General features: G+C 70.8%; 13 protein-coding genes. 6 read left to right on the forward strand and 7 right to left on the reverse strand.

From position 1 onward, the window contains the following. A partial coding sequence (locus VF665_RS24050) for a hypothetical protein (protein ID WP_331056030.1) occupies positions 1–187 on the forward strand: 187 nt, incomplete at its 5' end. Between the two features lie 574 nt (positions 188–761). Here the strand turns inward: VF665_RS24050 and VF665_RS24055 are convergent. Further along, the gene (locus tag VF665_RS24055; RefSeq protein ID WP_331056031.1) at positions 762–1,685 is read right to left on the reverse strand and encodes an aldo/keto reductase; all 924 of its coding nucleotides are present in this window, start codon (positions 1,683–1,685) and stop codon (positions 762–764) included. A 113-nt stretch (positions 1,686–1,798) separates the two neighbouring features. On the opposite strand from VF665_RS24055, the gene VF665_RS24060 reads away from it, so the two are divergent. Next, complete coding sequence (locus tag VF665_RS24060; protein ID WP_331056032.1) at positions 1,799–2,497, forward strand: hypothetical protein; 699 nt, start codon at positions 1,799–1,801, stop codon at positions 2,495–2,497. A 42-nt stretch (positions 2,498–2,539) separates the two neighbouring features. Here the strand turns inward: VF665_RS24060 and VF665_RS24065 are convergent, their stop codons facing one another. Then, the gene (locus VF665_RS24065; RefSeq protein ID WP_331056033.1) at positions 2,540–2,716 is read right to left on the reverse strand and encodes a hypothetical protein; all 177 of its coding nucleotides are present in this window, start codon (positions 2,714–2,716) and stop codon (positions 2,540–2,542) included. Then, entirely contained in the window at positions 2,713–3,267 is a 555-nt protein-coding gene (locus VF665_RS24070; protein WP_331056034.1) for a putative glycolipid-binding domain-containing protein, read from the reverse strand. The genes VF665_RS24065 and VF665_RS24070 overlap by 4 nt, the downstream gene beginning before the upstream one ends. A gap of 133 nt (positions 3,268–3,400) precedes the next feature. Between VF665_RS24070 and VF665_RS24075 the strand changes: the two genes are divergently transcribed. Beyond that, positions 3,401–4,114 (forward strand): hypothetical protein, encoded by a 714-nt coding sequence (locus VF665_RS24075; RefSeq protein WP_331056035.1) that lies wholly within the window; start codon positions 3,401–3,403, stop codon positions 4,112–4,114. A 7-nt stretch (positions 4,115–4,121) separates the two neighbouring features. On the opposite strand, the gene VF665_RS24080 is transcribed toward VF665_RS24075, so the two are convergent. Together VF665_RS24080 and VF665_RS24085 are read right to left on the reverse strand one after the other, a co-directional pair. Further along, positions 4,122–5,225 (reverse strand): hypothetical protein, encoded by a 1,104-nt coding sequence (locus VF665_RS24080; RefSeq protein WP_331056036.1) that lies wholly within the window; start codon positions 5,223–5,225, stop codon positions 4,122–4,124. Next, positions 5,222–6,313 (reverse strand): quinone-dependent dihydroorotate dehydrogenase, encoded by a 1,092-nt coding sequence (locus VF665_RS24085; RefSeq protein WP_349263168.1) that lies wholly within the window; start codon positions 6,311–6,313, stop codon positions 5,222–5,224. Before VF665_RS24085 ends, VF665_RS24080 begins: the two co-directional genes overlap by 4 nt. Before the next feature lie 418 nt (positions 6,314–6,731). Here VF665_RS24085 and VF665_RS24090 point away from each other — a divergent pair, with 418 nt between their 5' ends. The 3 genes from VF665_RS24090 to VF665_RS24100 all read left to right on the forward strand — a co-directional run bounded on the left by VF665_RS24090 (position 6,732) and on the right by VF665_RS24100 (position 8,019). After that, positions 6,732–7,226, forward strand: coding sequence for an LURP-one-related/scramblase family protein (locus tag VF665_RS24090; RefSeq protein ID WP_331056038.1), 495 nt, complete (start codon positions 6,732–6,734; stop codon positions 7,224–7,226). 107 nt (positions 7,227–7,333) lie between these two features. After that, positions 7,334–7,786, forward strand: coding sequence for a hypothetical protein (locus VF665_RS24095; RefSeq protein ID WP_331056039.1), 453 nt, complete (start codon positions 7,334–7,336; stop codon positions 7,784–7,786). Between the two features lie 29 nt (positions 7,787–7,815). Continuing rightward, positions 7,816–8,019: a hypothetical protein gene (locus VF665_RS24100; protein WP_331056040.1), complete on the forward strand. Its 204-nt coding sequence runs from the start codon at positions 7,816–7,818 to the stop codon at positions 8,017–8,019. Between the two features lie 24 nt (positions 8,020–8,043). Here the strand turns inward: VF665_RS24100 and VF665_RS24105 are convergent, their stop codons facing one another. Together VF665_RS24105 and VF665_RS24110 are read right to left on the reverse strand one after the other, a co-directional pair. After that, positions 8,044–8,394 carry a helix-turn-helix transcriptional regulator gene (locus VF665_RS24105; RefSeq protein WP_331056041.1) on the reverse strand — a complete coding sequence of 117 codons (351 nt, stop codon included), beginning with the start codon at positions 8,392–8,394 and terminating at the stop codon, positions 8,044–8,046. Further along, positions 8,384–8,803 carry an SRPBCC family protein gene (locus VF665_RS24110; protein ID WP_349263169.1) on the reverse strand — a complete coding sequence of 140 codons (420 nt, stop codon included), beginning with the start codon at positions 8,801–8,803 and terminating at the stop codon, positions 8,384–8,386. Before VF665_RS24110 ends, VF665_RS24105 begins: the two co-directional genes overlap by 11 nt. Positions 8,804–8,864 lie beyond the last annotated feature (61 nt).

The raw sequence follows: 8,864 nt of genomic DNA on the forward strand, positions 1-8,864 counted from the left end.
GATCGTTCTGGCCCTGGTGGGCATCTCCGCCATCCTCATTCTCCCCGCTGCGTACGCGCTCTGGGCGCTGCGGCAGGTGCACGACATCGCCCAGACGCTGGACGCGCGCGACGTGGAGGCCACGGACGCGTACGGCGACCTCGTCGTTGCGGCCTGCGCAGTCGGCGCCGGACTCCTCGGCGTCTGAAGCGGACGGGTTCGACGATGCGCGTCGCAGGCGCCGAGGGCCCCTCCCCCGGCCGCTCCCTGTGCATACTGCCGCACGGAGAGGGGAGAACTGCAGTTGCAGCGCACGCGGGACGGTGAGACGCGTGCGGAGAGGCCCCTCCCCCCAGCCCCCTCCACCCGCTCCGCGGGAGAGGGGGAGCCGTTCGGTGCGGGGCGGAGGCCGGCGCCAGTCGCCGCGCTTTCACCGGTACAGCCTCACAGCAGTATCGTGAGGCTTCCAGCCGTTGTTGCGGCGACTTCAGTCGCTCAGCCCGCCGTTCGCATCCCCGAACTCCGCCCCGCGCGGCGGGCGTTCCGCCGCGTGCGGGTGAAGTCCCCCCATCCGTTCGGGGGGACTTTCCGTCGTTGTTGCGGCGACTTCAGTCGCTCAGGACACCATCCGCCCGGCGCCAACAGTCGCTCAGGGCCTACATCTTCTGCCCTCATCAACCCCCTCCCCCAGGTTGTTTTGGGGGAGGGTGGGCGAGTAATGCGAGCCCAGGTGGGGGCCGCCCGCGAGGCCCGCAATCGGCACCCGACCCGTCCTCCTCCACTCATCCCACACCGAGCGCCGCATCCACCCCGCGCAGGTCCTCGTCCGTGAGCGCCCATCCCGCGGCGGCGGCGTTGGCGTGCACCTGCTCCGGGCGCGTCGCCCCGGCGATCACGGACGCCACCGCGGGACGGGCCAGCAGCCACGACATGGTCAGTTCCAGCAGCGTGCGCCCGCGCGACTCCGCGAACGCGGTCAGCCGCTCCACGATGTCCAGGTTCTCGTCCGTCAACAGCGCGCCGTACCGCCCGCCCTCGCCGATGCGCGTGTCGGCGGGGACGGGCGCGCCGCGGCGGTACTTGCCCGTCAGCAGCCCGCTCGCGAGGGGAAAGTAGGGGATGAACGCCACGCCCGTCCGCTCGCACTCGGCCAGCACGCCGTCTTCCGGATCGCGGCGGATGAGGCTGTACTCGTTCTGCACGCTCACGAACCGCGCGCCGCCGCCGGCCACCGCGGCCTCAGCCTCGCGCAGCTGATCGACCGAGAAGTTGCTGCACCCGATCTCCCGCACCTTTCCCGCGCGCACCAGGTCGTTCAGCACGCCGAGCGTGTCCGCGATGGGGACGGACGGATCCGGCCGGTGCAGCTGGTACAGGTCGATCACGTCCGTCCCCAGCCGCCGCAGGCTGTCCTCGATGGCCCGCCGCACGTACTCCGGGCGGGCGCCGCGCCGCTGTTCATCCATCTCATGGCCGAACTTGCTCGCGATGAGGATGCGCGAGCGCCGCGGGCCCAGCGCGCGGCCCAGCAGTTCCTCGCTGGCGCCCTTGCCGTAGATGTCCGCCGTGTCAAAGAAGTTGATCCCCGTGTCCAGCGCCGCGTCCACCACGCGCGCCGTCTGCGCCGCGTCGATCCGCGCGCCGAAGTTGTTGCACCCGATTCCCACCACCGACGCGTTCAACGAGCCGATCCGCCGCGTTTTCATCCCATCTCCCATTCCGTGAGATCCCGGCCGGAAGCCCCGGTCCGCCGCCGCGCGCGACTGCACCGTTCACGCCATCCGTTGCCCACGCGCCCGCGCCGCCGTACCCTCAACGCATGAGTGATCCGGAATGGAAGACCATCGACCTGCGCGGCGCGAGCGACGAAGAGCTGATCGCCTTCATCTTCGACCATCCCAGGCAGTTGGGGGACGATCCGTGGTACCATGGCGAGGCGTGGGAGATGACCGGGCTTCAGACCGAGCCGGCGGCCATCGTCGGATTCCTCACGCGGCTGTTCGGCGCACCTGAACCGCTGCTGCACCGGTTTTCGTGGCTGCAGATCGACACCGGGATCTGGGCGATGTTCTCGGCGTGGCCATCGGAATACTTCGGGGAGGCTGTCCGGGGCCGGGAAGTTCCGTGGCCGGCGCGCGAGGCGTGCATCGACCGGCTCCCCGTCTATTATGAGCGGATGGTCGCTCCCGCGCTGCGGGCGGCGGAGGCGGATGGGGAAGGGTGGTTCATGCTCCCCGACTTTCTTGCCCACGGGTATGACGGCACCGGTGGCAGGGCTCGACGTTCGCGGGACAACGAGGACGACCGGCGAATGCAGGACGCGCTGCATACCGCTTTTCAGCGGATGCTCGCCTCAGAGAACCACAACGTGAACGCCGCGGCGCTTCACGGGATCTTTCACCTGCAGCACCCGGCTGGGTTCGGCCGGGTGCGCGCGTGGCTGGACGACCGGCCCGCGCTGCACCCCTCGGTTCGCGAATACGCGGAACGCGCGCTGGAACGGGGTCACGTGCTTTGATTCCCACGTCACGGAGGGCTCCCGCGGGAACGGGAGCCCTCGTCATTTCACCCGCGCCAGCCAGAGCAGCCCCGCCGCCACCGACGCGCTGATCGCGATCCGAAAGGTGCGCTGCGCCGAGTTGGGCTGCGGGCGGAGCAGCGACAGGACCAGCCCGTACAGCAGCAGAAAGGCGAAGACGACAAGCAGCCGCGTGCGCCCCGCGTCCGGCTGCGTCATGCGACGGGCTCCGCCTCCCACAGGCCGGGATAGCGCGTCACCAGCCCCGCCGCGTTCACCTCCAGGTCGGCCACGAACGCGCCGCCCCCGCTCTCGTACCGGTACGACCGCTCGCCCGTGCGAAGATAGCGCTGCACCAGCGGCTCCAGCCGGAACGACGGAAAGCGGAGCCACGCCGCGCGCACCTCCGCCTCCTCGCCGATCTCCAGCTGCAGCCGGCGGATGGGGAGCAGGTTGGTGGACGGGCTGAAGTTCAGGTCCACGTCCACGCTTCCCGCCACCTCCGGCACATCCACGCCGTTCAGCGTCCAGCGCCCGTCCGTGCCGGCGGCAATGACGCACTGGACCTGGTCGTCGCCCACCCATCCCTCCACGCGCGCGGCGACGGTGCGCCACGCGGCGTCGCATTCCACCGTGTAGTCCAGGCGGCAGGCGCGCCCGTCATCCAGCAGAACCGCGGTGCCGCGCAGCGTCCACCCCGCCGCCGTGCGCTCCAGCCACCCCGCTTCGTGCCCCGGCCGGTCCATCCACCGCCACAGGATCGTGTCCATCGTCCGCCCCCGGTGCGCGCGCAGTCCGAATCCTGCCGCTTCGTGCGTTGTTGCGGCGGGGAACACATGACGCCCCGCCGCCGCGCCGGTTCCGCCCGCGCCGCGCACCCTCCACGACCGCCAGCGACCCCGAATGATCCGCATCCGCCGCAGCGCCCTGTTTGCCGTGCTCGCCCTTTCGGCCGGGTGCATCCGGTTCCCCACCGGTACCGAACGCGACGCCGACCGTGTGTCCGCCGACATCCAGCTCTTTACGCTGGCGCGGGGCACCGCCGACTCGCTGGCCATCGATGCCAGGTACTACTCGATGGACGGCGGGGAGCGCGTCCGGTTCGCGAACGACACGTTGCGGGTGCAGGGCGCCGCTGTGGCCACCTACCGCGACGAGTACGCCGGGTTCTTCGCGCGGGTGCCGCTCACCAGCGCGCTCCTCGCGCAGGGCGTGCGCATCGCGCCGCCGGCGCCCCGGGTGGGGCCGCTGCCGCTGCCGGAGTTCACCTTCTTTCCCACCACGCGCGGCGGGCCACTCGCCGTGACCCTGCGCGCCGGGCAGGACCTTTCGCTCCCCATCGTGCGGGGCACCCAGGGAACGCTGCCCGCCCCCGTGCTGGAGCAATGGTCCGTGGTCGTCAGCCGCGGGACGCGCATCATCAGCTTTTCGGGCAACGGGCCGGTCCCCAACCCGGTCGTGGTGCCGTGGGTTCTGATCCCGGCCGAGGGGCCGGAGACGGCGAGCGTCGCCGTGCAGTCGCTTCGGGTGTTCCGCCCGGAGAGCGCCAACAACCGGGTTCAGATGTCCGTGAACGCGCAGGCCCAGCTGGAGTACACCGTCCGCATCGTCCCGTAGGCGCGTTTCAGAGCGCCCCCAGCGCCTGGTTGAGCAGGTTGATGAAGACGCCGGCTTCACGCACGCGGCGGATGGGGTGCATGGCCCCGGCGTGCGCGGAGTGGGCGAACAGCCCGGTGATGGCGACGGACACGTCCGCCTGGGGCGGCAGCAACGACTGGATGCGGAGCGTTTCGGTGTAGGGCACCAGCCGGTCCGCGCGCCCGTGCGAAAGCACGATGCGCCCGCCCAGCCCACGCAGCACGGGGCGCGCGTCCAGCCGCGGGTTGGCGCGCAGCACCGCTTGGGCGAACCGCTCCGCCAGCGCCCGGGCCGCCTCGCGATCCGGCATGGGCGTTCCCGCCGGCGGCGCCACCACGTCCCACACCTCGCGCTCCGCGGGGCTCAGGCCGCGGCGGATCTCCGCCTTCATTCCGTCGTACGCCGGCTCCCACGAGCCCAGGCCGCGGTTGCCCGCCTCCACCGCCAGCGAAAGCGCCCCCCGCGCCACGCCTTCCATCTCCGCGAATTCGGGGACGGCGGTCAGGTAGTTCCCCACCATGATCCACCGGCCGTACGGGTCGGGGTCGATCAGGTGCCGCTCGCCCCCCCACTCGTGCTCGCCCGTGAGCAGCGTGTGGATCCCCTTCTCGATGTCCGCGTAGCCCCCGAAGGCGACCGTCACGCGCACCGCCGCGCGCACCGCCGGGTCCGCCGTCGCCATCAGCGCGTGCGTGGCGCCAAAGGAGAAGCCCATGGCGCCCACGCCTCCCGGCTTCACCTCCGGCAGCGCGCCCAGCACCGCGGAGGCGGAGAGCAGCGTGTCGCGCGCGGCGTCCACGTCCAGCCGCAGCGCGCGCCAGGTGGGCACGTCCGGCACCAGCACCGCCGCGCCGGACGCCGCCAGCGAACGGACGAACACCTGCAGCACCCGGTGCCTGCGCCCGGGCACCGTGAGTCCGTGCAGCACCACCCACCCCGGCACCGGCTTTCGCGTGGACGGCGGAAGGTAGAGGGTCGCCTCCCGCTCCTCGCCGGCGACCTCCAGCCGCAGTTCGTGCTCACGCAGAGGCGCGGCGCCGCCCCGCATGTAGGTGCGCAGAAAGCGCGCGGTGCGCGCGGACGGAATCATCGGTGCGCCGCTCCCACCACGTCGGCCAGCCGCGCCGCCCCTTCCGCGCGCAGCCGGGACAGCAGGCCGCGGTTGATGTCGCGCGCAATGCCGGGGCCCTGGTAGATGAAGCCCGTCCACACCTGCACCAGGCTGGCCCCCGCGCGAACCATCAGCCACGCGTCGTCCGCGTTGAAGATGCCGCCCACGCCAATGATGGGGAGCGCGCCCCCCGTCGTGCGCCAGATGCGCTCCACCACCTCCAGCGCGCGCCGCCGCACCGGCGCGCCGCTGATGCCGCCCATCCCCATCCGCTCCACTTCCGCGGTGCGCAGCCCGTCGCGGCTCACCGTGGTGTTGGTGGCGATGATCCCCGCCATCCCTTCCTCCCGCGCAATGCCCACCGCCTCCTCCACCTGCGCGTCCGTGAGGTCCGGCGCAATCTTGAGCAGGATGGGGCGGGCGGGCCCGCCGCGCACCGCCGCCAGTTCCGCGCCGCGCGCGCGCAGGGCCCGCAAGAGCGCCCGCAGCGGCTCCGCGTCCTGGAGCTGCCGCAGCCCCGGCGTGTTGGGCGAGCTGACATTCACCACCAGGTAGGCGGCGAACCCCTCCAGCAGCTCCAGGCTGCGCAGGTAGTCGCCCGCCGCGTCCTCCAGCGGCGTCGCCTTGCTCTTGCCCAGGTTGATGCCCAGCACGGGCTCGATGGGCGTGCGCCGCAGCCGCGCGGCCATCGCCTCCGCGCCCGGGTTGTTGAAGCCCATGCGGTTCAGCAGCGCGCCGTCGGCGGGGAGGCGGAACAGGCGGGGCGGGGGATTGCCCGGCTGCCCCAGCGCCGTCACCGTGCCGATCTCGATGCTGCCGAACCCCAGCGCCCCCAGGGCGTTGAAGGAGGCGCCGCTCTTGTCGAAGCCGGCGGCGAGCCCCACGGGGTTGGGGAAGCGGATGCCGAACGCCTGCGTGTGCAGCGCCGGGTCGCGCACGTCGTACAGCGCGCGGGCGGCGGCGCGCGCGGGCGCGGTGGCGAGCGCGGCGTTCAGCGCATCGGTGCCCAGGTGGTGGGCCTGCTCGGGGTCGAGCGAAAACAGCAGGGGGCGAAGGGCGTCGTACAGCACCGGATGCGGATGCTCAGGGTGGCTGCAAACGAGCCCGGACGCGCGGCGAGGCACGTCCGGGCTCCTGTGGGTCCGGGCTCAGGGCAACGCGCGGCGGGGTGCGCCGCGGGACACCGCGCGAGCCGTCAGACCAGCTGGTACGAAACCGCGGCGACGATCAGCACCCAGACGATGCCGATGCCCAGCCCCGTCATGGCGTCCTTGAAGGTTCCCCGGGCTTCCGGATCCTCACGATATCCCATCTGTCTTCTCCCGTGCGTTCGTCGGTCGTGCGCGCCTGCGCGTCGCGGGCAGGAATGTCCGTCCGCGAGGCCCGTCGCACAAGGGGGTGCCGCGCGGATGATGCACGTCTACGGCGCGGGGCTTGCCCGTCCGGGGTGAGGACGACTGGCATTCCCTGATCCGGAGACCGAGCATGGCCCGATACAAGATGCGGCAGCACCTGCTTTCCATCGGCGAAGACTTCACCATCGAGGACGAGAGCGGGCGGCCCGTCTACAAGGTGGACGGCAAGGTGCTCACCATCCGCGAAACCTTCGAGATCACCGACATGCACGGCCGCGAGGTAGCCACCGTGCGGGAGAAGAAGCTCGCCATTCGCGACAGCATGAAGATCCTGCGCGGCGGCGACACCATCGCCACCGTCAAGAAGGCACTCATTTCGCCCTTCCGCGACCGGTTCAGCGTGGACCTGGAGGCCGGGGGCGAGCTGGAGGTGGACGGCAGCCTGCTGGACCACGACTACACCATGCGCCGCGACGGCGACGTGGTGGCGCGCGTGTCCAAGTCGTGGTTCAGCATCCGCGACACGTACGGCATTGACATCGCCGCGGGGCAGGACGAGGGGCTGGTCCTGGCCGTCGCCGTGGCGCTGGACGAGATGGTGCACGATCCCGACGAGAAGAAATAGCCCGGCCTGCTCCGCGCAACAGCACCCTCCGTTTCCCACGAGGTCACGGAGGTTGCACGGGGGGCACGCACGAACGGCAGCTGCGGGTACCCTGGAACTCTGTATCGATGACCGCGCACCGCAGGACCGTCCGCCGGCTGCTGTTCTTGTGTGGGCTGCTCGTCGCAAGTGCAATTTCCGCATGCACTCCGTTGGATGTGGAGCGCGTGGAAACCGGCCGCTACCCGTCTCCCGGGCGACGGGTAGACGCTGTCGTCGTCCGCGGCAACGCCGGCGCGACCACGAGCTTCAGCTACTCCGTCCATATCGTCCCGGCGGGAAAGCAGCCTGACGAGTACACGGAGGTCCTACGCGCCGATCATGTGAACCCGAAAGAGTTGAAGATCCAGTGGAACGGCGAGCGTACGTTGATGCTGGATGTAGGAAACGGGCGGGTATTCCAGTTTCGGAACTTCTGGGATTCCCGTGAGGTGGACAAATTCTTCTACATCGTCCAGATCATCCTCAAGGCATCCGCAGAGGAGCGTCCTGTCTGGGCTTCGCCTGACCCACCCAGGTGAGCAGCAGGCATGCAGTTCGGCATCGCAGGATGGACGCCGACGGCAGGGTCGACGTCAATATCTGGCAGGTACGGTTTCTCATCACCGACCGCGGACTGGACGCGATCAAGACGTTGCTCGCCAGCAGCGAGCGAGTCGTTCTCCCGCCGCGCGCCCGCGCCGACGGTGCGCACCGGAAGGTCGACAACAGAACGAAGAAGTGCCCGTCCGCGAGCCGCGGACGGGCACTTTGATTCGGACGGATTACGCCGCAACGATCACGGGTCGTTCTCCACGAACGCCTTGAGGCGGTCGGCGGCGTCGTCCCACTGCGCGGAGATCTGGTCCAGGTAGCCGCGGGCGGCGTGCAGCCGGGCCAGGTTCAGCGCCCACACGCTTTCCCGGCCGCGCCGCGCGTTGTGCACCAGCCCCGCGTCGCCCAGCGCGTTCAGGTGCCGGGTGACGGCCTGCCGCGTCACGCCAGTGCCTTCGCTCAGCCGGGTGATGGAAAGCGGCCCCTCCGCCGAAAGCCGGCCGACGAGGCTGAGCCGCGTGGCGTCGCCCAGCGCGGCGAACACCGGCACGGCGTCCGCCACACGGAGCGCGGCCGATCCCCGGCTACTCGACATGGCGCGACAGGTTGCCCATCTGCGCGCCCCACCCCTTGTCGTTCATGCGGAACGCCTCGGCGCGGCGGGCAAGCGGGATGGAGTCGAAGCCGGATTCGATGATGGTCACCTCCGTGCCGCCCTCCGCGTCCCGAAGGATGAACTCCACCAGCGTCATCGGCTCGGCGGAGTAGTCGATCGTGGGGTCGATGGGATACGGGTGCCAGCGGTACGAGAAGTAGCGTTCCGGCTCGATGGTTTCGATGTTCATTTCCACCGCGCAGATGTGCGTGCCGTCGGAATGGCTCACGGTGCCGCGCACCGTCGTGCCCTCCGCGAACGTGCCGTCCAGCTGGATGCGGAACCACGTCGCGAACTCCTCCGCGTTGCTGACGGCGCGCCACACGCGCGAGCGCGACGCGCGCATCATCACTACCTTTTCGATGCGGTCCGTGCTGGACGTGCGCTGGGTTTCCTGCGTGCTGACGGTC

The organism is Longimicrobium sp., assembly GCF_036387355.1.
Taxonomy (GTDB): domain Bacteria; phylum Gemmatimonadota; class Gemmatimonadetes; order Longimicrobiales; family Longimicrobiaceae; genus Longimicrobium.